This window comes from Salimicrobium humidisoli, from assembly GCF_002295105.1.
In the GTDB taxonomy this organism is placed as follows: domain Bacteria; phylum Bacillota; class Bacilli; order Bacillales; family Halobacillaceae; genus Salimicrobium; species Salimicrobium humidisoli.
Genome location: NZ_NSGH01000018.1, coordinates 1 through 21,609, shown reverse-complemented (window position 1 = coordinate 21,609; position 21,609 = coordinate 1). Strand labels below are relative to the sequence as shown.

The window sequence follows — 21,609 nt, the reverse complement described above, 5'->3', positions numbered from 1 at the left end:
AGGGAAAAGTTTCACTATTGCTAAAGTGTGCATAATCATTTATGATTTAAGTGTGCAAAAAGTTGCAGGGTGTGATGAAATGAAACGTGTAATTATTGTAGGTGCCGGAACCGGGGGAAGCGCTCTATTGAATCTGCTGAAAGAAACGGATCAGTTAGAGATTGCAGCGATCACCGACATAAATCCCGGGGCTGCAGGTCTGAAAAAAGCTGCAGAATTCGGCATTCCATCCGGGGAGAACTGGGAACACTGGCTGGATGAATCGGTGGATATAATTTTCGAGGCGACCGGTGAAGAAGAAGTCTTCAAAGAGCTGCAAAGGAGGACTTCTAAAGATATAGTTGTCGTTCCCGGAGCAATCGCTTACGTTATATCCGCGCTGCTTGAAGAGAAGAATTCACTCATCTCCGAAAAAAGTGAACAGGCACATAATCAGGATTTAATTCTGAACAGTATCCACGATGGAATGATCGTCATCGATTCTCACAACAAAGTGGTTTTTATCAATCAGAGTGCCGAAAGAATACTACATACCACCAAAGAGCAGGTGGTGGATCGTCCTGTAACAGATGTGATACCGCTTACAAAACTTCCTGAGTTACTTACGACGAAGGAGAAACAGATAAATAAAGAAGTGTCCCTCCCGAATGGGAAAAAACTTCTGTCCACAAGAATTCCGATGGTCGATGCTTCGGGCAACATCATAGGGGCATACGCTATATTCAAAGACATCACAGAAGCGGTGGCACTTGCCGAAGAACTGACAGACATCAAAGAAGTGACAACCATGCTGGAAGCTATCATCAATTCTTCGGAAGAAGCCATCTCCGTAGTGGATGAAAAAGGGAACGGGCTGATGATCAATCCTGCATACACTAAAATCACCGGCCTTACAGAACCACAGGTGATAGGCAAACCGGCCACTGCCGACATCTCAGAAGGTGAAAGTATGCATATGCAGGTGTTGCGTACCGGAGAACCTGTAAGAGGAGTACAGATGAAAGTCGGTCCCAAAAAGAGGGATGTCCTCGTAAACGTAGCTCCGATAATCGTGGAAGATGTAATTAAAGGAAGTGTCGGAGTTCTGCATGACGTATCGGAACTTTATCAGCTGAATGAAGAGTTGTCCAAAGCGAAACAGCTCATCAGAAGTTTGAAAGCTTCCTACACCTTCAAAGATCTGTTAGGAAAATCGGAAGCGCTTCAATTAGTCATCGACCAGGCCAAAATCGCTGCCAATACCTCCGTGACCGTTCTTCTGCGCGGGGAGTCCGGAACGGGTAAGGAACTTCTGGCTCATGCCATACATCATGAAAGCGAACGTTCCGACCGTAAATTCATCAGAATCAACTGCGCCACTATGGCACATGATTATATAGAGGAAGAGTTATTCGGAGTGGCGGGCTCCCCAGGCAGAGAAGGTTATTTCGAAGAGGCTCATAAAGGCACTCTGTTTTTGGATGAAATCGGTGAACTGCCCGTTAAAATACAGGCTAAACTGTTGAGAGTGTTGCAGGAAAAAGAAGTGAAAAGACTCGGAAGCAGCCACGCCAGCAAAATTGATGTAAGAATCATAGCAGCTACGAACATGAACCTGGAAAAAGCTATCGGTAACGAGTTTTTCAGGGAAGACCTCTACTACCGTCTGAACAAACTGCCGATACATATCCCGCCTCTCCGGGAAAGGAAAGAAGACCTCGTCGAACTCATCCCTTTTCTTCTGGAAAAGCTGAATGATGCTTACGGACGTAAAGTGGAGGAAGTGGACAGGGAGGCTTTCGAAAGGCTGATGAATTATGAGTGGCCGGGAAATATAAGGGAACTCGAAAACATTCTCGGAAGAGCATTCATAAATATGGAACACTCCGGTACGGTGATAAGAGCTCACCATCTCCCCGCTTTGAGCAGCGACATTACTGCCGAATTCAACAGAAGAGCAGACTGGGAGGACTTCCAGCTTCAGGAAGTGGTCGAGCAGTATGAAAAACAGGTGCTCGTACAGGCGTATCGCACTCATAATTTCAATAAGACGAGAACGGCCAAAGCATTAGGGGTGTCTCTCCGGAATCTCTACTATAAGCTTGATAAATACGGGTTAAGCAAGAACGATACTAAAGAGTAGGAGGTGGAGCAATGAAACGACTGGATCAGCTGCTGCATAAATCGAATGCCAACAGGCGCACGGTGGCCGTAGCTCAGGCGGATGAACCCGGGATTTTAAAAACAGTGGCTCGTGCAGTGGAGGAAGAGTTGTGCGATTTCCGCCTGTTCGGCGACGGGGAGAAAATCAAAAGTATTGCGGCAGAAAACGGTATCTCTCTTGAACAGGGAATAACTGTAGAACATGTCTCTTCCGGCAGCGCTTCAGAGATGGCTGTAAAAGCGGTGAGCGGTAATGCGGCAGATGTTCTTATGAAGGGCCACGTAGATACGGGCACACTTATGAAACAGGCCCTCCACAGGGACTATGGACTGAAAGGGAACAAAATACTTTCGCACGTTGCCCTTTTCGATTTTCCGGAATACGAAAAAGTCCTGTTCCTTACAGATTCCGCAATGAATATCAGTCCGGATCTCCACGAGAAGAAACAGATAATCGAAAATGCGGCACACGTTGCCCGCAGGACGGGCATCGACGAACCGCTCGTAGCTCCGCTGGCTGCTATTGAAACGGTGAATACATCGATGGAAGCTACTACCGACGCAGCACTGCTCAGTCAAATGAATGCGCGGGGACAAATAGCGGGATGTATCGTCGACGGTCCGTTGGCTTTTGACAACGCGATCAACGAAGAGGCTGCCAGGAAGAAAGGTATTACTTCCAGGGTAGCGGGTCATGCTGATATATTAGTAGCACCTGATATTGAGGTGGCTAATGTATTATATAAATCTTTTGTATTTTTTGGAAAGGCAAGGGTAGCGGGGATTATTGCAGGAGCTCGGGCGCCGATTGTTTTGACTTCGAGATCCGACAGTACCGAGAACAAGCTGTTTTCACTGGCACTTGCCATAAATGAGGAGGAATAATAATGGAAATCTTTAACTACATGGAAACGTACGATTACGAGCAACTTGTATTCTGTCACGATAAGACTTCGGGGCTGAAAGCGATCATCGCCATTCACGACACTACTCTTGGGCCTGCACTGGGTGGAACAAGGATGTGGACGTATAAAACCGAGGAAGAAGCGGTGGAAGATGCCTTAAGACTTGCTAAAGGAATGACGTATAAAAACGCAGCAGCAGGTCTGAATCTCGGAGGAGGTAAAACAGTAATTATCGGGGATCCTAAAACCGAGAAAAACGAAGAGATGTTCCGGGCGTTCGGCCGTTATATCCAGGGACTGAGCGGACGTTATATTACTGCGGAAGATGTAGGTACGACCGTGCAGGATATGGATCTTATTTATCAGGAAACTAATTTTGTTACCGGAATTTCTTCCACCTCCGGGGCTTCCGGTAACCCTTCTCCGATTACTGCTTATGGGGTCTACAGAGGAATGAAAGCGGCTGCCAAAGAAGGCTTCGGCACCGATGATCTTAATGGCCGGACAGTAGCTGTCCAGGGAGTGGGTAACGTAGCATACAATCTCTGCCGTTATCTGCACGAGGAAGGCGCGAACCTGATTGTTACCGATATTAATAAAGAAGCAGTAGCAAGAGCCCGCGACGAATTTGGGGCGCGCGTCGTCGAACCTGATGAAATCTATGACGTGGACTGCGATATTTACGCCCCTTGCGCCCTTGGAGCTACCTTGAACGATGACACGATTCCAAGAATCAAAGCGAAAGTGATCGCGGGTGCTGCCAACAACCAGCTCAAAGATTCAAGTCATGGAGAAACCCTGCATAAAAAAGGCGTCATCTATACTCCGGACTATGTATTGAATGCCGGCGGTGTCATTAACGTGGCTGATGAACTGAACGGCTACAACAAAGACCGGGCGATGAAGAAAGTGGAAACTATTTATGATAACGTCAGTCAGGTATTCGAAATATCAAGAAGAGATAACATACCGACGAACGAAGCTGCTGATCGACTTGCCGAGGAGCGGATCGAAAGAATGAGACACTCCAGAAGTCAGTTCCTGCAAAGCGAAAAACATATACTGAAAAACCGTATCTAAGAGGAGAGCACTTATGGAGTTTCACACACTGGTAATAAACCCGGGGTCCACCTCGACGAAAGCTGCTCTTTTCAAAAACAGTACCCCGGAATGGGAAGAAACCATCCGGCACGGGCAGGAAGAACTGAAACAGTTCAGACGCCTGATGGATCAGTACCCGTTCAGGAAGCAACTGATCCTTGGACTATTAGAAGAAAAAGGGTTCCGGGCTGATAAGTTAGATGCCGTATGCGGTCGGGGTGGTCTGTTAAAGCCCATTCCCGGCGGCACTTATGAAGTTAACAATTCTATGCGTGAGGATTTAAGAAAGGGATACAACGGGGAGCACGCCTCCAATCTAGGCGGTCTCATAGCTCATGATATTGCAGCGGAGGTGGAAGCGAAAGCATTCATCGTTGATCCGGTAGTAGTCGATGAACTGGATGAAATAGCCCGTCTTTCGGGAGTTCCCGAGTTACCGAGGAAAAGTATTTTCCACGCTTTGAATCAGAAAGCCGTAGCCAGACGCGCCTGCAGGGAACTAGATCTGACATATGAAAAAGCCAACCTTATAATCGCCCACATGGGGGGGCGGAATAACGGTAGGGGCTCACCGCGGCGGTAAAGTGGTGGATGTCAATAACGGCCTTCACGGAGAAGGACCATATTCTCCTGAAAGAGCCGGGACAGTACCGGCAGGGGACCTGGTCCAGTTGAGTCTCTCCGGCGATTATTTTCTCGATGAGGTCATGGAGAAACTTATCGGCAAAGGAGGACTCACGGCTTATCTTGGTACGAGTGATGCAGTGGAAATAGAAAACAGGATAGGAAAAGGCGACAGGGAGGCCAGACTTGTCTACGAAGGTATGGCCTATCAGGTAGCTAAAGAAATTGGAAGTCTCAGCGTGCTTTTCGGCGGGACGATTGATGCAGTAATACTTACGGGAGGACTCGCTTACGGTAAAGAGTTTACCGGCTGGATCGAGGAGAAAGTCTCCTGGATCGGCAAAGTGATGATTTTTCCCGGTGAAGATGAGATGTCGGCGTTAAACGAAGGCGCTCTTCGCGTACTTAAAGGGGAAGAAGAAGCAAAAGTGTATTCTTGAAGATAGGGGATGAGTAATAGTGGCAAATGAATATGATCTGGTAGTTTTAGGAGGCGGAACCGGCGGTTATGTCGCGGCCATAAGAGCTTCTCAGCTTGGGAAAAAAGTGGCTATCGTAGAAAAAGGGGCTCTCGGAGGTACATGTCTGCACAGGGGCTGCATACCTTCCAAGGCACTATTGAAAAGTGCAGAAGTTTTTTCGCAGACCAAGAACTCGATGGAGTATGGAGTGGCATCCGAAGGAGTGAAGCTTGACTTCGGGAAAGTACAGGAAAGAAAGCAGTCGGTGGTAAACAAATTGTACAACGGAGTTCAATCCCTCATGAAGAAAGGTAAAATCGACGTATATGAAGGACACGGACGAATACTCGGCCCATCCATATTCTCGCCTTCAGCCGGAACGATTTCCGTAGAAATGACGAGCGGCGAAGAAAATGTAATGCTGCTTCCCAAAAACGTGCTTGTTGCCACCGGTTCGGCCCCGAGAACTCTTCCGGGACTCGAGGTGGACGGCGAGCAGATTATGACCTCGGATGAGGCGTTGGAAATGAAGGAACTGCCGGCGTCAATCATTATCGTCGGAGGCGGAGTCATCGGGATCGAATGGGCTTCGATGCTGGCTGATTTCGAAGTGGATGTAACAGTGGTTGAATTCGCCGATAGAATCCTTCCTCAGGAAGACAAAGATGTCTCGAAAGAAATGGAGCGCCTCCTGAAACAGAAAGGGATTACTATCCACACGGGCACGAAGCTTCAGCCCGAAACGCTGAATACCGGTGACACACTGACAGTTTCAGCTGTGAAGAAGGAAGAGGAGCTGGAACTTCAGGCCGAAAAAGTTCTTGTTTCTGTTGGACGTAATGCGAACGTCAAAGATATCGGACTCGAAAACACTGATATTGAAATTAAAAATGACGTGATCGATACAAACGACATGTACCAGACGAAGGAAAGCCATATTTATGCTATCGGAGACGTGATAGGCGGACTGCAGCTCGCTCACGTAGCTTCACACGAAGGAATGACAGCCGTTGAACATATGAACGACGGAACGCCGGACCCCGTGGATGATAAACTGATTCCTTCCTGCATATACTCCAGTCCCGAATCAGCCAGAGTAGGCTGGACGGAAGAGGAAGCCGTAGAAGCGGGATTCGACATTAAAACGGGTAAATTCCCTTTCCAGGGAGTAGGAAAAGCTCTTGTAGAAGGGGAAAGCGATGGGTTCGTAAAGATTATAGCGGATAAAAATACAAATGATATTCTCGGTGTCCATATGATTGGCCCGGACGTTACGAATCTCATCTCCGAAGCCGGACTTGCGAAAGTACTCGATGCCACTCCTTGGGAAGTCGCTTCGAGCATACATCCTCATCCTACACTCTCGGAGGCAATGGGAGAGGCTGCTATGGCGGTAGACGGTAAACAAATTCACGGCTGACAAAGGAGGAAGAAACAGTATGAGTAAGAATAGACACGAAAAGTTGGGACTCAGTGATGAACAGGTTTTGGATATGTACCGCACTATGTTACTGGCAAGAAAAATTGATGAAAGAATGTGGCTGTTGAACCGCTCCGGTAAGATACCTTTCGTCATTTCCTGTCAGGGTCAGGAAGCCGCTCAGGTGGGTGCTTCGTACGCGCTTAATCTGGAAGAGGACTACGCCCTTCCTTATTATCGTGATATGGGTGTCGTGCTTTCTTTCGGAATGACGCCAAGAGAACTGATGCTTTCCGCATTCGCCAAAGCGGAAGATCCGAACAGCGGAGGACGCCAGATGCCCGGGCATTTCGGCCAGAAGAAAAACAGAATAGTAACCGGCTCTTCTCCGGTAACGACACAGGTACCACACGCAGTCGGTATCGGTTTGGCAGCTAAAATGGAGAACAAAAATATCGTCAGTCTCGTCACTTTCGGCGAAGGCTCTTCCAACCAGGGGGACTTTCACGAAGGAGCGAACTTTGCAGGTGTCCATAAATTGCCGGTGATTTTTATGGTGGAAAACAACAAATATGCAATATCGGTTCCGGTAGAGAAGCAGATCGCCTGCGAAAAAGTTTCGGACCGTGCTATCGGCTACGGTATGCCTGGAGAAACAGTGGATGGAAATGATCCTCTTGCAGTATTCGAAGCTGTTAAAAAAGCGGCAGACAGAGGTCGGAATGGTGACGGGCCATCTCTCATCGAAGCGGTTTCCTACCGGCTCACCCCCCATTCCAGTGACGATGACGACCGTACGTATCGCGAGAAGGATGAAGTGGATGAGGCGAAAAAGAAAGACTCGCTTATTACATTCGGTAATTACCTGCGCGAAACGGGAATCCTTACAACCGAGAGGGAGAAGGATCTGGAACAGGAATTGAAAGATATAATCAATGATGCTACTGACTATGCCGAAGAAGCTCCGTACGCTTCTCCTGAATCGTTGATGGATTTTGTATATGAAGAGTGAGGAGGATGGGAAATGCCAGTAATTTCTTATATTCAGTCTGTAACCCAGGCTTTAAAAGAAGAAATGAGAAGAGACGATAAGGTGTTTGTATTAGGGGAAGATGTCGGCGTCCGCGGAGGAGTTTTCCGTGCGACGGATGGCTTGTATGAAGAGTTCGGCGAGCAGCGGGTCATTGATACTCCGCTTGCTGAATCCGCTATCGCCGGAGTGGGGATAGGTGCAGCGATGTATGGTATGCGCCCGGTGGCCGAAATGCAGTTCGCCGATTTCATTATGCCTGCAGTGAACCAGATTGTATCGGAAGCAGCCAAAATTCGTTACCGTTCGAACAACGACTGGACCGTTCCGATGACTATCAGGGCCCCTTATGGAGGGGGCGTACATGGAGCGCTGTACCACTCCCAGTCCGTGGAGGCACTGTTTGCAGGAACGCCCGGACTGAAGATCGTTATGCCTTCTACTCCTTATGACGTTAAAGGGCTGCTGAAAGCCTCTATAAGAAGTAACGATCCGGTGCTTTTCTTTGAACATAAGCGCGCTTACCGTCTGATAAAGGGTGAGGTTCCCGAAGAGGATTATACACTCCCTATCGGTGAGGCGGATGTGAAGAGGGAAGGTTCGGACATTACCGTGATTACGTATGGTCTGTGCGTACACTTCGCCCTGCAGGCCGCGGAAAAACTGGAAAAAGAAGGAGTGGACGTGCACATTCTTGATTTGCGTACCGTCTACCCGCTTGATAAAGAAAGTATCATCGAGGCAGCTAAAAAGACAGGGAAAGTTCTTTTGATCAGTGAAGATAACAAAGAGGGCGGAATCATCTCCGAAGTTTCTGCTATCATCAGCGAAAACTGTCTGTTCGATCTGGACAGTCCCGTCGAACGTCTGGCCGGCCCCGATGTTCCTGCTATGCCTTATGCACCTACCATGGAAAAAGCATTTATGATGAATCCGGACGAAGTAGAAAAAGCTATGCGGAACCTCGCAGAGTTTTAGGGAGGAATATTCATATGGCAATTGAAAAGATAAACATGCCCCAGCTCGGGGAAAGCGTAACGGAAGGTACAATCAGTACGTGGCTTGTAAAGCCCGGGGATACAGTGGAGAAATACGATCCGATTGCAGAAGTTATGACGGATAAGGTTAACGCGGAAGTCCCTTCTTCTTTTACAGGTACAATTACGGAATTGCAGGCTGATGAGGGAGAGACTATAGCAGTCGGAGAGCTCATCTGTTATATAGAAACAGAAGATGCATCCGGGAACGGCTCTGAAGGTGATTCCGGCACGGATGAATCGGACGAACAGGAAGAAACTGCTACCGGGAAAGCGGAAGCAGAGTCTGATAAAGAAACAGCTGCGGCTAAACCGAGATACTCACCGGCGGTACTTACTCTTGCATCTCAATATGGTATCGACCTTGAAGATGTGGCTGGAAGCGGTAAAGACGGCCGTATTACAAGAAAAGACGTCGAGAAATACCAGGCTGAAGGCGGAGCTTCCAAGGCACAGAAAGAAACGAAACAGCCGGCCGGAAAGACGGAAGCAACGGAAAGCCGTAAGGCAAAAGCTCCAGCGGCCGAGGTCTCTTCCGATGAGGGCGATAAAGAAATTCCTGTTACAGGGGTCCGTAAAGCCATCGCATCCAATATGGTCACTTCCACTACTGAAATACCACATGCCTGGATGATGGTCGAAGTGGACGTGACGAATCTCGTGAAACTCAGGGAGAAGAACAAAGAGGCCTTCAAAAAACAGGAAGGGTACAGCCTTACTTATTTCTCCTTCTTCGTAAAGGCAGTTGCTCAAGCACTCAAAGAATATCCGGAACTGAACAGCCAGTGGGCCGGAGATAAAATTATCCAGAAAAAAGATATCAATCTGAACATTGCTGTCGCTAAGGAGAATGAACTGTTCGTACCCGTCATCAAACATGCGGATGAGCTGAGTGTGAAAGGTATCGCAAGAAACATTACCGACCTTGCAGCAAAAGCAAGAAAAGGTAAGCTGACTACAGAGGATATGCAGGGCGGTACATTCACCGTCAACAATACCGGTTCCTTCGGTTCCGTACAGTCCATGGGGGTAATCAATCATCCTCAGGCAGCCATCCTCCAGGTGGAATCGATTGTTAAAAAACCTGTATACATGGATGGAATGTTCGGACCAAGAGATATGGTGAACCTCTGTCTATCTCTGGATCACCGCGTTCTGGACGGACTGATTGCGGGGAACTTCCTGCAAAAAGTAAAAGAGATACTGGAAAATATGGATGAAAACGATTCGGTTTATTAACCATAGTAATGTTATGTAAACTATCTCTTAATTGAAAGTTACTGCTCTGGTTGGTAGAATGTGTTTAACACTACGTAAAGGAGCGATTAATATGGATTTCAATTTATATATGGATGATGTAGTAACAAAAGCAAGAAACGAAATTGTAGAAGCCGGGTACGAAGAACTTACCACCCCGGAAGAGGTGGACGAAGCTTTGAAGCAGAACGGAACGACGCTCGTGATGGTTAATTCGGTCTGCGGCTGTGCCGGAGGTATTGCAAGACCTGCTGCGAGAAATGCGATTCATTATGATAAACGACCGGATCAGCTTGTGACGGTTTTCGCAGGACAGGACAGAGAAGCTACAGAGAAAGCCAGAGAATACTTTGAAGGATACCCGCCTTCCTCGCCGTCTTTTGCCCTTTTAAAAGATGGAAAAATCCAGACTATGGTGGAGCGTCACGACATCGAAGGGTTTGAACCGATGGAGGTTATCAACAAACTTCAGAAAGATTTCGATACTTACTGTGAAGAAATGTAATCGGAAAGAAAAAGAGTCTTTGACTGCAAAGACTCTTTTTCTATGAAAGGGTTTAACAATATGAGGATAGGGTCCAGAACTATTAAAACTGCTCTTGGTACACCTTTGGCCATATGGATGGCGCAGTTGCTGGAGCTGGATAATTTCGCTTCGGCAGGTATCGTGACGATATTATGTATTCAGGTTACGAGGAAAAGGTCTCTTCTATCTGCATGGCACAGGTTTGCTGCCTGTATGCTTGCGATTCTTTACTCATTTATATTTTTCGAAGGGCTGATGGGTTTCACGCCACTTGCTATCGGCGTCATGCTTCTCTTGTTTATACCTACTACCGTTCGGCTGAAGATAACACCCGGGATCATTACGAGTTCTGTAATCGTTCTCCATTTGTATACCTTCGGTAAAATCGATCTCTCAATCGTGTGGAACGAATTTTTACTGATAGTTATCGGTATAGGAATAGCTTTAATACTTAATATATATATGCCAAGCCTTGAACGGAGCCTTGAGGAATACCAGACGGATGTGGAAGACTGCTTCTCTTCGATACTGAAGGAAATTTCACTTTATCTGAAGGAGGAGAAATACGCCTGGGCGGGAGAGGAACTGACCAGAACTGCCGAATTGCTGGAGGAAGCGAAAGCGCTGGCCTACAAACAGGTGGAGAATCGTCTGCTTAAACCGCACCACCCTTATTATCATTATTTCCATATGAGGACGAAACAGTTTGAACTGCTGGAGCAGATGCTCCCGCTTGTCACGAGAATTTCCCAGTACGATGAATACGCAAGTAAAATCGGGGATCTTTTTGAAGATTTATCGGGAGCAGTCCATCCCGGGAACACGGCTCTCCTGTACTTGAGAAAACTGGAGGAATTACGTAACTACTTTAAAGAGGAACCACTGCCCGAGTCACGCGAAGAATTCGAAAGCAGAGCGAGTCTGCATCAACTGTTGAACGAACTCGAGGATTACCTGATCATCAAACGTTCCTTCAAGAGAAGCGACATTTAAAAAAGCAGTCGTTCCGGACGACTGCTTTCTCTGCTGATTATAAAAAATAACTGGCTCCCATTAATAGCGAAGACAACAGCATGGAAAAAATCATGAGATATATAACAACTTTCATACGCTTCTCCCGTTTCGACGGTTTTCTGTGCTCGGCCAAGTGCGGTACCTCCTTCACTTACATATGCTAATCGTATTTTACACAAGATTTTGAAAGAAGACAAGAGAGCGTGAAACCCGGGTAATAAAACTTGTACAAAGTAAGCGCTTTATTGTTATTATGTTAATATAGTAAGTTATTAAGGAGGAATATTATGAGTGGGTCCTATGAGAATCAAAAGAATAAATGGAAACAGAATGTCGATAAAACTCTGCAGAAGTTCCCTGAAAGAAAAGAACCTTTTGAAACCAGTTCGGGCATTCCTGTACATAGACTGTATGAACCTGAGAAACCCGAAGACGGTTATCTGGAGAAACTGGGCTTTCCAGGTGCCTATCCCTATACGAGAGGGATACAGCCGACGATGTACCGCAGCAGGCACTGGACCATGCGTCAATACGCCGGATTCGGTTCTGCGAAAGAAACAAATGAACGTTTCAGGTATCTTCTTGATCAGGGGCAGACCGGACTCTCCGTCGCTTTCGACCTGCCTACCCAGATAGGTTATGATTCGGACGATCCGATGGCTGAAGGCGAGGTCGGGAAGGTGGGGGTCGCCATAGATTCCCTCGAGGATATGGAACAGCTATTCGCCGAAATACCGCTGAACAAAGTGAGTACTTCTATGACTATTAACGCTCCCGCCTCCATCCTTCTGGCGATGTATATTGCAGTAGGCGAGAAGCAGGGAGTGGCCAAGGAAAAACTTACAGGAACTATTCAGAATGATATACTTAAAGAATACATAGCAAGAGGAACTTATATTTATCCGCCCGAGTCTTCCATGAGAATTATAACGGATATATTTTCCTATTGTCAGGAGAACCTGCCTAAATTCAACACAATCAGTATATCGGGCTACCATATAAGAGAAGCCGGGGCTACAGCAGTACAGGAAGTGGCATTTACACTTGCTAACGGAATGGCCTACGTAGATGCCGCACTTGCAGCAGGACTGGAAATAGATCAGTTTGCTCCAAGGCTCGCATTTTTCTTTAATGCCCATAACCAGTTTTTCGAAGAGGCTGCAAAATACAGAGCTGCGAGAAGAATGTGGGCGAAAATCATGAAAGAAAAATATAACGCCCAGGATCCGAAGAGCTGGAAGATGCGTTTCCATACGCAGACCGGAGGAAGCACGCTGACGGCCCAGCAGCCGGATAACAACATAGTAAGAGTTACTGTACAGGCGCTTGCCGCTATAATGGGAGGAACACAGAGCCTGCACACGAACTCGAAAGATGAGGCTCTCGCCCTTCCTACCGAGGATTCTGCGAGAATCGCTCTCCGGACACAGCAGATTCTGGCTCATGAAAGCGGCGTTACCGAAACGGTGGATCCACTCGCAGGTTCGTATTTTGTGGAGTCCCTCACCGATGAGATAGAAGAGAAGGCGAACGAGTATATTAAACGGATTGATGAATTCGGAGGAGCCGTAAAAGCGGTGGAAGCCGGTTATATGCAAAGAGAAATCCATCAGACCGCTTATGAAACGCAGAAAGATATTGAAAAAGGCGAAGATGTCATCGTAGGGGTGAATGAGTTTACGATTGATGAAGAAGTGGAGCCGGAACTTCTGCGTGTAGATGAAAAGCTCGAAAAGAACCAGGTGGAAGCAACAGAGCGGATCAGAGAGAACCGTGACGCTGACGCTGTTGCTGATTCCCTTAAGAAATTGAGAGAAGCGGCTGTAAATAATGAGAATCTTATGCCTTTTATAGTGGAGGCCGTGAAAGTGTATGCGACCGTCGGAGAAATAGCCAACGTACTGAGAGAAGAATTTGGGGAATATACAGCAATGTAGGAAGGATGAACTGAGATGGAACCTATCAGAGTATTGATTGCCAAACCCGGTCTTGACGGCCACGATCGTGGAGCACTTATTATTGCACAGGGACTTAGAGATGCAGGCATGGAGGTGATTTACACCGGATTACGCCAGTCGCCGGAACAGATAGCACAGGCCGCCATCCAGGAAGACGTTAACGTTATAGGTCTTTCCTCTCTTTCCGGCGCACACAAAACCCTGTTTCCGAAAGTAGTGGAAGCGTTGAGAGCGAATAATGCGGAAGACATACCTGTGATTGGCGGAGGGGTTATTCCGACAGAAGATATCCCTTACCTGGAAGAAAAAGGGGTGAGGAAGATATTCACCAGCGGTACAGCAATGTCCGATACTGCCACTTTCATTAAACAGCTGGTACAGGGGGAGGAAACGCCGCCTCCAAACAAAATATCGCATATCGGAATAGCGGTTCAGCACCTGGAGCAGGCCCTGCCTTTCTATCAGCACAGCCTCGGTCTTCCGCTTGAATCAGTGGAAACGGTGGAAGAGGAAAAAGTGAAAGTAGCGTTTTTCCCGATCGGTGATACAAGGATTGAACTGCTGGAGCCGATGGATGAGGATTCTCCGATCCAGAAATTTATAGATAAAAAAGGCGAAGGAATCCATCATATCGCTCTTGACGTTGACAATATCGAGAAAAGAATCAGCTTATTTAAGGAACAGGGAATCAGTATGCTGAATGAAACTCCGAAACAGGGTGCGCATGACAGTCGTATCGCCTTCCTTCATCCAAAAGCGGGGCAGGGTGTACTATATGAACTTTGCGAAGAAAAACAGGAGGGTTAGTTGTTATGGATATGTTCGATAAAATCAATGAACTTTATGATAAACGGCGGGAGACGGAACTCGGCGGCGGAGATGAAAAAATAGCCAAGCAGCATGATAAGGGCAAGAAAACAGCGCGCGAACGTATCGACTACCTCGTGGATGAAGGGTCGTTCATGGAGCTCAACCCTTTCATACAGCACCGTCATCACGACGCAGGAGTGAAAGATGCGCCCGGAGAAGGTGTAGTGACCGGGTACGCCACAATAAACGGCCGGGGCATATATCTGTTCGCCCAGGATTTCACTGTTTACGGAGGAGCACTCGGTGAAATGCACGGGAAAAAGATCGCGGCAGTAATGGATCTGGCTGCTAAAAACGGCGTCCCGTTCATCGGTCTCAACGATTCCGGGGGAGCCAGAATACAGGAAGGCGTCTCCTCGCTGGATGGATACGGTCACGTATTTTACCGGAACTCCATCTATTCGGGAGTCATTCCTCAGATTTCCGTCATTCTCGGACCATGTGCCGGCGGTGCAGTGTATTCTCCGGCAATTACGGACTTTGTCGTTATGGTCGAAGAGAGTTCCCAGATGTTTATAACTGGGCCGAAAGTTATCGAAACCGTCACAGGCGAAAAGATTTCTCCGGAAGATCTGGGAGGTGCCCGGGTACATAACTCCACCAGCGGAAACGCTCATGTGCAGGCTTCCACCGAAGAAGAAGCTCTTGATGCTGTAAGAGATCTGCTTCTATATCTTCCGGACAACTACAAAGAGAAGCCGCCTTTTATTGAAAGTAAAGAAGAGGAAAAAGAAGATTTTCTTCCGGACATTACAGATTTTGTACCTTTCAATTCCTCCCGTCCTTATGACGTGAGAAAATTGATCGACCATATCGTCGACGAAGAATCATTTTTCGAAATTCATGCCAGTTTCGCGAAAAACGTAGTAGTCGGTTTCGCAAGAATCGATGGACAGACGACAGGTATTATTGCAAACCAGCCGAAATACATGGCAGGCGGGCTGGATATCGACTCCAGTGATAAGGCGGCAAGGTTTATCCGGATGTGTGACTCCTTTAATATCCCTCTCGTTACTTTCGAGGACGTTACCGGATTTTTCCCGGGTATCAAACAGGAGCATGGAGGAATAATCCGTCACGGGGCTAAAATATTATATGCCTATTCGGAAGCGACGGTGCCGAAATTGACGGTAATTACAAGAAAAGCTTACGGCGGGGCGTATGTAGCACTTAACAGTAAGTCCATCGGTGCCGATATCGTTTTTGCATGGCCTAATGCCGAAATAGCAGTAATGGGGCCGGAGGGTGCCGCAAATATTATTTACGCTAAAGAAATCAATCAGAGTGATAATCCGGAGCAGACCCGTCAGGAGAAAATTGATGAGTATAGGGAACGGTTCGCTAACCCTTACGTCGCTGCCGGCCTCGGTATGGTCGATGACGTAATAGACCCGAGAGAAACGCGTATAAAACTGAAACAGTCACTTAGAATGCTTCGTAACAAAGAAGAAAAACGACCGGATAAGAAACACGGGAACATACCTCTGTAAGTTCCGGACATTAATCGCATAGACAGAATTACTGCAGGAAAGCAAGGAGGAAAATGAATTGAGTTCAGTGAACAGAGAGCGTCTTCTGGAAGAATTTATGGAACTTGTGCAAATCGATTCCGAAACCAAGAATGAAGAAGAAATTTCCGGAGTACTGACGACGAAACTTCAGGAAATAGGGTTCAATGTGGAGGAAGATGATTCGAAGACAGCGACGGGACATGGAGCAGGCAACCTTATTGCTACTCTTGAAGGAAATGATCCTTCAAAAGATCCGGTCTATTTTACCGTACACATGGACACGGTAGTGCCCGGGAAGAATATTCAGCCGAGGGTAGAGGACGGCTACATCGTTTCGGGAGAGGAGACCATTCTTGGAGCTGATGATAAGGCAGGAGTGGCCGCGATATTTGAAGCAGCCCGCGTTTTCAAAGCGTCCGGTGCTGCACATGGCACAATCCAGTTCGTTATCACAGCCGGGGAAGAAAGCGGGCTCGTCGGTGCGAGACATCTCGATCACTCTAAACTGAAGGCTGCATACGGTTATGCTGTGGACAGCGACGGTACAGTAGGAGATATCATCGTTGCAGCTCCGACCCAGGCGAAGATCTCGGCTACCGTAAAAGGGAAAAAGGCTCATGCCGGCGTAGCCCCCGAGGAGGGTGTCTCCGCAATTACGATCGCATCAAAAGCTATAGCGAATATGCCCCTTGGAAGAATCGATGAAGAGACGACGGCGAATATCGGCAGTTTCGAAGGTGGACAGCAGACGAATGTGGTGTGTGACCATGTGTCAGTACTGGCTGAAGCACGGTCATTGAATCCTGACAAAATGCAGGAGCAGGTGAAACGGATGACGGAAGCTTTCGATCAGGCTGCTGCTGAGTTGGGCGGAGAAGCAGTCTGCGAAGTACAGGTCATGTATCCGGGATACAAACAGAAGCAAGGGGATCAGGTAGTGGAGGTCGCCAGAAGTGCAGCTGAAAAAATCGGGCGCGAAAGCCGGCTGCTTAAAAGCGGAGGCGGCAGTGATGCTAACGTAATCTCAAGTTACGGCATCCCTACAGTGAACCTGGCAGTAGGTTATGAAAATATTCACACGACGAATGAAAGAATTGCTGTGGAAGATCTCGTTAAGGTATCGGAATTTGTCCTGGCAATTATGGAGGAGGTATGAGCCGTGCATAAAGCACGGCTCTTCTTTTTTGAAATGATTATTGATATAATATAGGGAAACAAGCGTTCGAAAGGTGATTCCGAATGGAGAACAAAAACCGGCAACCGAGAGTTATTCTACACATTGATATGAACAGCTTCTATGCTTCGGTAGAGATGGCGGATCACCCGGAACTTCAGGGGAAACCTTTAGCCATCGCCGGAAACCCCGAAGAAAGAAAAGGGGTGATCGTCACAAGCAGTTACGAAGCCAGGAAATATGGCGTGAAGACGACGATGCTCGTAGGAGAAGCAAGAAGACTGTGTCCTTCTCTTCTCATTCGCAGGCCGAATTTTGACCGCTACAGAGAAGTATCGAAACAGTTATTTGCCATATTGAGAGAAGTTACGGAACTGGTGCAGCCCGTATCGATCGATGAAGGGTATATGGACATATCGGACCTGGCTGACCGTCATCCTCCGGAACTTGCGGAGGAACTTCAGAAGAGAATATTCGCGGATCTTAAGGTACCCTGCAGTATCGGAATCGCCCCCAATAAGTTTCTCGCTAAAATGGCTTCCGACATGAAAAAACCGATGGGGTGTACAATTCTGAGAAAACGGGATATCCCTAAGAAACTCTGGCCTCTGCCCGTCCTTGACATGCATGGAGTAGGGGAGAAAACAGCGGAAAAACTGAAAAAGATTGACGTACACACGATCGGCGACCTGGCCAACCGGAAAGAATATGAACTGAAGAATCTTCTTGGTGTTAACGGAAGCAAGCTTCACCAGCGGGCTAACGGGTTCGACGACAGGGAAGTGGATCCTGAAGCGATCCATTCATTCAAAAGTATAGGTACTTCGACGACACTTGCAGAAGATACGTCGGAAGAGACGGAGGTTTACCGTACGTTCAGAAAACTCGCCGAGAAGGTAGAGGGAAGGATGAAGAGGAAAGAAGTGGTGGGACAGCAGCTGCAGATAATGATCCGTTATAATAACAGAAAAACAGTGACCAGGACGAGGCTCCTTCATAACAATACGAACAGCCGGGAAGTTATATCCCGGGAAGCTGTAGATTTATTTGAGGAACACTGGAATCAGCAGCCGATACGCCTTCTCGGTATTACCATGTCGGAGCTGGTTGAAACGGATGAAGCGGTCGAACAGCTCAACCTGTTCACTTATGAACGGGTGGCGGAGAAGGAACCTTTATATAAAACGATTGAAGAACTTAAAGAAAAATACGGGAGCGACGTTCTCAAAAGTTCAAAAATGCCGCTCCCGTCCATCCGGACAAGTTTTCAAAAGGACTTTCTGGATGGTGATTAAAGAATACGTTTTATAATTTTAAGGCTGTTTTTATCCCGCTTGTATCTGAATGACGGATCGAACTTCGTGTTCTGTTTCGTAATCGACTTCTTGTGGGTGAATGTTTCAAAGCTGAATTTGCCGTGATAGCTGCCCATCCCGCTGGCACCGATGCCGCCGAACGGGAGATGAGGGTTGATGATATGGTAAAGCGTATCATTGATGCAGCCTCCTCCGAAAGAAAGGGACGTTGTGACAAATTCCTGGGATTTTTCATCCTCGCCGAAATAATACAAAGCCAGAGGATCAGGTTTGTCGCTGATCGTTTCCACTGCTTCCTGCAACTCCCTGTATTCAAGAACCGGCAGTATGGGACCGAATATTTCTTCCTGCATAACCGGATCCTTCTCTGTCACTTCTGTCAGAACGGCAGGGGCGATTTTATTATTTTTCTCGTCAGTTTCGCCACCTAATGCAATGTTCCCGTCGGAAAGATAACTCTTGATACGGTCGAAGTGATCCTTGCTTACGATTTTGACGAAATCATCGTTTTTCAGAGGTTCTTTACCATAGAGAAGGTGTACGGCCGCTTTATATTCTCTGATGAACGCTTCTTTTATGTCCTTATGAACATATACGTGATCCGGGGCGATACAGGTCTGACCGGCGTTGATGAGTTTCCCCCACGCGATTCTCCTTGCTGCTACCGGAAGGTTCGCATCTTTGTGTACGATTGCCGGACTTTTGCCACCGAGCTCAAGCGTTACCGGAATAAGCTGTTCGGATGCTTTCTGCATAACAATTTTGCCCACACGTTCGCTCCCGGTAAAAAAGATGTAATCGAACGGCTCGGATAATAGCTGCTGGGTGACTTCCTTACCGCCTTCGACCACCTTAAGTACGTGCTCAGGGAAGAACTCCTCGATCATACGCCTGATGACCCAGGAAACCGTGGGTGTCATTTCCGATGGTTTGAGCACTGCCGTATTCCCGGCGGCTAATGCACCGATAGCTGGAGCTATAGCAAGCTGTAGCGGGTAGTTCCATGGTGCTATGATCAGGACGCTGCCATAGGGCTCTTTTCTGATATAGTTTTGTGTGCCTGTATGGGACAGGGGAGCCTTCACTTTTTCCGGAGCCATGCGTTTTTTTAAATGAGACAGCTGTTCCTGTATTTCTGCATTAAGAAAAGCTATTTCCGTAGTGTAAGCTTCGAATTCCGATTTATTGAGATCGTACTGCAAAGCTTTCAATAGAGGTACTTCAAAAGTTTGAAGCATCCTTTTCATTTTCAGCAGCTGCTGTTTTCTGAATTCATAGTTCTGGGTGTATCCGTGTTTGAACCACTGTTTCTGACGGGTGACGATTTCCATAAGGTTTCCTCCTTAGTAAATACGGTTCCGTTTCTTTTCCCTGAATAAGCAGCAGTTACACTATTGTCTTTCTTTTCTTACCACACTCGTGTGGAAGTGATCATGGACGATGAATGTGTCCGGGAACACCTCGCGGGCTTCCGCAAGCAGCCTGGCTATATCCTCTCTCTGGTAACGGGAGGAGAGATGGTTGACGTACAGCGTATCCACCCCTGACTGAGCCGCTGTCTCAGCTGCCTGAACGACAGTAGAGTGATAATAATCATAAGCCATCCGGCTTTCTTTTCCTTCGAAAGTCCCTTCATGAATAAGAACATCCGCTCCTTTGATCCATTCCGTGTGACGCTCTCTGAAACGCGTGTCACCAAGGATGGCGACGGATCTGCCCGGCTTAGGGGCACTGAGTACATCTGATCTCTTAATGACTGTGCCGTCTTCGAGCACGGTCGTTTCCTGATTTTTGATGGTCTGGTAAACCGGCCCCGGCCGAATTCCCATCGCTTCAAGTTTTTCTTTCTGTAATGCTCCCGGTTTCGGTTTTTCTTTTATGAAGAATCCGTACGAAGGTAAGCCGTGCTCAAGCAGATGGGCACTGATTTCAAACTGCTCGTTTTCTTCACTGAAACCATCTTCTATCGTCCGGAAATGCAGGTCGTAAGTGAGGTGGGTTCCGCTGATGCGCAGAGCGGATTCGACGAATTCCTGTAATCCTTCCGGCCCGTAGACGGTAAGAGGCTCTGTGCCTCCCTGGAAAGATCTGCTGCTGAGAAATCCTGGCAGCCCGTAAATATGATCACCATGCAGGTGGGTAATAAAAACTTTTTCGATTCTCCGTGCTTTTACAGGCGAGTCCAGTATTTGATGCTGAGTCCCTTCGCCGCAGTCGAACATCCAGCTTTTTCCCGTCTCCTCGATCAGACGGAGCACCAGGGAGGAGACATTTCTTTCTTTGGAGGGGACGCCGCTCCCGGTACCGAGAAAATATAGTTCCATCTTATCAACTCTCCTCTACAGCTTCTCTTATGCTCCATGCGATATCAGGGACGTCGGTGAAGATACCGGAACATTTCAGGTGGTAACACTTCCTTAAATGAGCGGGTCTATTCACCGTGTATACTCTGAGTGGTATTTGGTTTTTTCTGCAACGGGAAGCCAGTTTCCTGTTCAGAATCGTATGTTTTACGTGTAACCCGTCTGCCGGGATGGAAGAGAGATATGAAAGCATCTTCCTCATTTTCGTTGATGTGAGAAAAGCTGTGTCGATTGAAGAGTTGAGCTCTTTGACGTTCTTCAGAGTGTCTTCGTTGAAGCTTGAAAGAGTAGTTCTTTCCGTTACGCTGTATTTCTGCAGAAGATCATAGACGATTTTTTCTATATGTTTGTAAGAGATTTTATCCGTTTTTAATTCAAGATGAAGAAACAATGGACGTGGTGCGACCCACTGTAGAAGTTCTTCAAGGGAGGGGATGAGCGCCCCTTCGTATTCTTTGGAGAACCAGCTTCCGGCATCAAGTGAACGCAATTCCTGGAAGGTATAGTCCTGGACGAAACCTGAACCGTCCGTAGTGCGCTTTACGTTCTCATCATGAATTAATACAGGAATCTGATCCCTGGTCAACTGCACATCCGTTTCCACTCCTTCAGCCTGCATATGCAGTGCAAGTCTGAAAGCGGGCATCGTATTCTCGGGAGCATACCTGCTGGCTCCCCGATGCGCGAAAATCTGTGTCTGCATAACGTCCACTCCTATTCCAGTAATCTCAATACTAGAATCTTACCACGTTCCTATTTTACATAAAAGAAAAGAGTCTGGGACAAAACCAGTAAATATTAGTAAAAAAGGGCGTCCCTTCCAATGACTTTCATTGCAAGGGACGCCCTTTCTCTATGGATGTTTCTGTACGTTTATACACAAAAAGAGATCCCTCTGCT

At 47.3% G+C, this 21,609-nt stretch carries 18 protein-coding genes and 1 pseudogene; 15 read left to right on the top strand and 4 right to left on the bottom strand.

The genetic code is table 11. The features are described 5' to 3' along the window. The first annotated feature begins 79 nt into the window (after positions 1 to 79). The 10 genes and pseudogenes from CKW00_RS10790 to CKW00_RS10745 all read left to right on the top strand — a co-directional run bounded on the left by CKW00_RS10790 (position 80) and on the right by CKW00_RS10745 (position 11,496). A complete protein-coding gene (locus CKW00_RS10790; RefSeq protein WP_095822569.1) occupies positions 80 to 2,122 on the top strand; it encodes a sigma-54 interaction domain-containing protein in 2,043 nt (680 codons plus the stop codon). An 11-nt stretch (positions 2,123 to 2,133) separates the two neighbouring features. Next, positions 2,134 to 3,027, top strand: coding sequence for a bifunctional enoyl-CoA hydratase/phosphate acetyltransferase (locus CKW00_RS10785; RefSeq protein WP_008591248.1), 894 nt, complete (start codon positions 2,134 to 2,136; stop codon positions 3,025 to 3,027). 2 nt (positions 3,028 to 3,029) lie between these two features. Next, on the top strand, positions 3,030 to 4,127 hold the full coding sequence (locus CKW00_RS10780; RefSeq protein WP_008591251.1) for a Leu/Phe/Val dehydrogenase: 1,098 nt from the start codon (positions 3,030 to 3,032) through the stop codon (positions 4,125 to 4,127). A gap of 13 nt (positions 4,128 to 4,140) precedes the next feature. After that, positions 4,141 to 5,212: pseudogene (gene buk / locus CKW00_RS10775) on the top strand (butyrate kinase). Between the two features lie 19 nt (positions 5,213 to 5,231). Beyond that, positions 5,232 to 6,653, top strand: coding sequence for a dihydrolipoyl dehydrogenase (gene lpdA / locus CKW00_RS10770; RefSeq protein WP_095822568.1), 1,422 nt, complete (start codon positions 5,232 to 5,234; stop codon positions 6,651 to 6,653). A gap of 19 nt (positions 6,654 to 6,672) precedes the next feature. Continuing rightward, positions 6,673 to 7,665, top strand: a complete 993-nt coding sequence (locus CKW00_RS10765) for a thiamine pyrophosphate-dependent dehydrogenase E1 component subunit alpha (RefSeq protein WP_095822567.1) — start codon at positions 6,673 to 6,675, stop codon at positions 7,663 to 7,665. Between the two features lie 12 nt (positions 7,666 to 7,677). Beyond that, the gene (locus tag CKW00_RS10760; RefSeq protein ID WP_095822566.1) at positions 7,678 to 8,661 is read left to right on the top strand and encodes an alpha-ketoacid dehydrogenase subunit beta; all 984 of its coding nucleotides are present in this window, start codon (positions 7,678 to 7,680) and stop codon (positions 8,659 to 8,661) included. Positions 8,662 to 8,675: 14 nt separating this feature from the next. Beyond that, a complete protein-coding gene (locus tag CKW00_RS10755) occupies positions 8,676 to 9,959 on the top strand; it encodes a dihydrolipoamide acetyltransferase family protein (RefSeq protein WP_095822565.1) in 1,284 nt (427 codons plus the stop codon). Between the two features lie 85 nt (positions 9,960 to 10,044). Further along, on the top strand, positions 10,045 to 10,482 hold the full coding sequence (locus CKW00_RS10750) for a BrxA/BrxB family bacilliredoxin (RefSeq protein ID WP_040609624.1): 438 nt from the start codon (positions 10,045 to 10,047) through the stop codon (positions 10,480 to 10,482). A 60-nt stretch (positions 10,483 to 10,542) separates the two neighbouring features. Then, positions 10,543 to 11,496: an aromatic acid exporter family protein gene (locus CKW00_RS10745; RefSeq protein ID WP_095822564.1), complete on the top strand. Its 954-nt coding sequence runs from the start codon at positions 10,543 to 10,545 to the stop codon at positions 11,494 to 11,496. Positions 11,497 to 11,533: 37 nt separating this feature from the next. On the opposite strand, the gene prli42 is transcribed toward CKW00_RS10745, so the two are convergent. Beyond that, on the bottom strand, positions 11,534 to 11,650 hold the full coding sequence (prli42, locus tag CKW00_RS13735; RefSeq protein WP_233129772.1) for a stressosome-associated protein Prli42: 117 nt from the start codon (positions 11,648 to 11,650) through the stop codon (positions 11,534 to 11,536). A 154-nt stretch (positions 11,651 to 11,804) separates the two neighbouring features. Here prli42 and CKW00_RS10735 point away from each other — a divergent pair, with 154 nt between their 5' ends. The 5 genes from CKW00_RS10735 to CKW00_RS10715 all read left to right on the top strand — a co-directional run bounded on the left by CKW00_RS10735 (position 11,805) and on the right by CKW00_RS10715 (position 18,325). Beyond that, a complete protein-coding gene (locus CKW00_RS10735; RefSeq protein WP_095822563.1) occupies positions 11,805 to 13,454 on the top strand; it encodes an acyl-CoA mutase large subunit family protein in 1,650 nt (549 codons plus the stop codon). Between the two features lie 15 nt (positions 13,455 to 13,469). Further along, positions 13,470 to 14,282, top strand: coding sequence for a methylmalonyl-CoA epimerase (gene mce, locus CKW00_RS10730; protein ID WP_008591271.1), 813 nt, complete (start codon positions 13,470 to 13,472; stop codon positions 14,280 to 14,282). Between the two features lie 5 nt (positions 14,283 to 14,287). Then, on the top strand, positions 14,288 to 15,835 hold the full coding sequence (locus CKW00_RS10725) for an acyl-CoA carboxylase subunit beta (protein WP_008591272.1): 1,548 nt from the start codon (positions 14,288 to 14,290) through the stop codon (positions 15,833 to 15,835). Between the two features lie 58 nt (positions 15,836 to 15,893). After that, entirely contained in the window at positions 15,894 to 17,012 is a 1,119-nt protein-coding gene (locus tag CKW00_RS10720; protein ID WP_095822562.1) for a M20/M25/M40 family metallo-hydrolase, read from the top strand. An 83-nt stretch (positions 17,013 to 17,095) separates the two neighbouring features. Continuing rightward, positions 17,096 to 18,325: a DNA polymerase IV gene (locus CKW00_RS10715; protein ID WP_095822561.1), complete on the top strand. Its 1,230-nt coding sequence runs from the start codon at positions 17,096 to 17,098 to the stop codon at positions 18,323 to 18,325. Here the strand turns inward: CKW00_RS10715 and CKW00_RS10710 are convergent. The 3 genes from CKW00_RS10710 to CKW00_RS10700 are packed head-to-tail and all read right to left on the bottom strand — an operon-like array spanning position 18,322 to position 21,412. Continuing rightward, the gene (locus CKW00_RS10710; RefSeq protein WP_095822560.1) at positions 18,322 to 19,677 is read right to left on the bottom strand and encodes an aldehyde dehydrogenase; all 1,356 of its coding nucleotides are present in this window, start codon (positions 19,675 to 19,677) and stop codon (positions 18,322 to 18,324) included. The two genes, CKW00_RS10715 and CKW00_RS10710, sit on opposite strands and share 4 nt — an antisense overlap. 60 nt (positions 19,678 to 19,737) lie before the next feature. Next, on the bottom strand, positions 19,738 to 20,670 hold the full coding sequence (rnz, locus tag CKW00_RS10705) for a ribonuclease Z (RefSeq protein WP_095822559.1): 933 nt from the start codon (positions 20,668 to 20,670) through the stop codon (positions 19,738 to 19,740). A 4-nt stretch (positions 20,671 to 20,674) separates the two neighbouring features. Next, on the bottom strand, positions 20,675 to 21,412 hold the full coding sequence (locus tag CKW00_RS10700) for a glycerophosphodiester phosphodiesterase (RefSeq protein ID WP_095822558.1): 738 nt from the start codon (positions 21,410 to 21,412) through the stop codon (positions 20,675 to 20,677). Between the last annotated feature and the right edge of the window lie 197 nt (positions 21,413 to 21,609).

What these genes read in the sequence shown, in the direction of transcription:
- CKW00_RS10790 (WP_095822569.1), top strand. Translation starts at nt 80, where the DNA reads ATGAAACGTGTAATTATTGTAGGTGCCGGAACCGGGGGAAGCGCTCTA.
- CKW00_RS10785 (WP_008591248.1), top strand. Translation starts at nt 2,134, where the DNA reads ATGAAACGACTGGATCAGCTGCTGCATAAATCGAATGCCAACAGGCGC.
- CKW00_RS10780 (WP_008591251.1), top strand. Translation starts at nt 3,030, where the DNA reads ATGGAAATCTTTAACTACATGGAAACGTACGATTACGAGCAACTTGTA.
- CKW00_RS10765 (WP_095822567.1), top strand. Translation starts at nt 6,673, where the DNA reads ATGAGTAAGAATAGACACGAAAAGTTGGGACTCAGTGATGAACAGGTT.
- CKW00_RS10760 (WP_095822566.1), top strand. Translation starts at nt 7,678, where the DNA reads ATGCCAGTAATTTCTTATATTCAGTCTGTAACCCAGGCTTTAAAAGAA.
- CKW00_RS10755 (WP_095822565.1), top strand. Translation starts at nt 8,676, where the DNA reads ATGGCAATTGAAAAGATAAACATGCCCCAGCTCGGGGAAAGCGTAACG.
- CKW00_RS10745 (WP_095822564.1), top strand. Translation starts at nt 10,543, where the DNA reads ATGAGGATAGGGTCCAGAACTATTAAAACTGCTCTTGGTACACCTTTG.
- CKW00_RS10735 (WP_095822563.1), top strand. Translation starts at nt 11,805, where the DNA reads ATGAGTGGGTCCTATGAGAATCAAAAGAATAAATGGAAACAGAATGTC.
- mce (WP_008591271.1), top strand. Translation starts at nt 13,470, where the DNA reads ATGGAACCTATCAGAGTATTGATTGCCAAACCCGGTCTTGACGGCCAC.
- CKW00_RS10725 (WP_008591272.1), top strand. Translation starts at nt 14,288, where the DNA reads ATGGATATGTTCGATAAAATCAATGAACTTTATGATAAACGGCGGGAG.
- CKW00_RS10715 (WP_095822561.1), top strand. Translation starts at nt 17,096, where the DNA reads ATGGAGAACAAAAACCGGCAACCGAGAGTTATTCTACACATTGATATG.
- CKW00_RS10710 (WP_095822560.1), bottom strand. Translation starts at nt 19,677, where the DNA reads ATGGAAATCGTCACCCGTCAGAAACAGTGGTTCAAACACGGATACACC.
- rnz (WP_095822559.1), bottom strand. Translation starts at nt 20,670, where the DNA reads ATGGAACTATATTTTCTCGGTACCGGGAGCGGCGTCCCCTCCAAAGAA.
- CKW00_RS10700 (WP_095822558.1), bottom strand. Translation starts at nt 21,412, where the DNA reads ATGCAGACACAGATTTTCGCGCATCGGGGAGCCAGCAGGTATGCTCCC.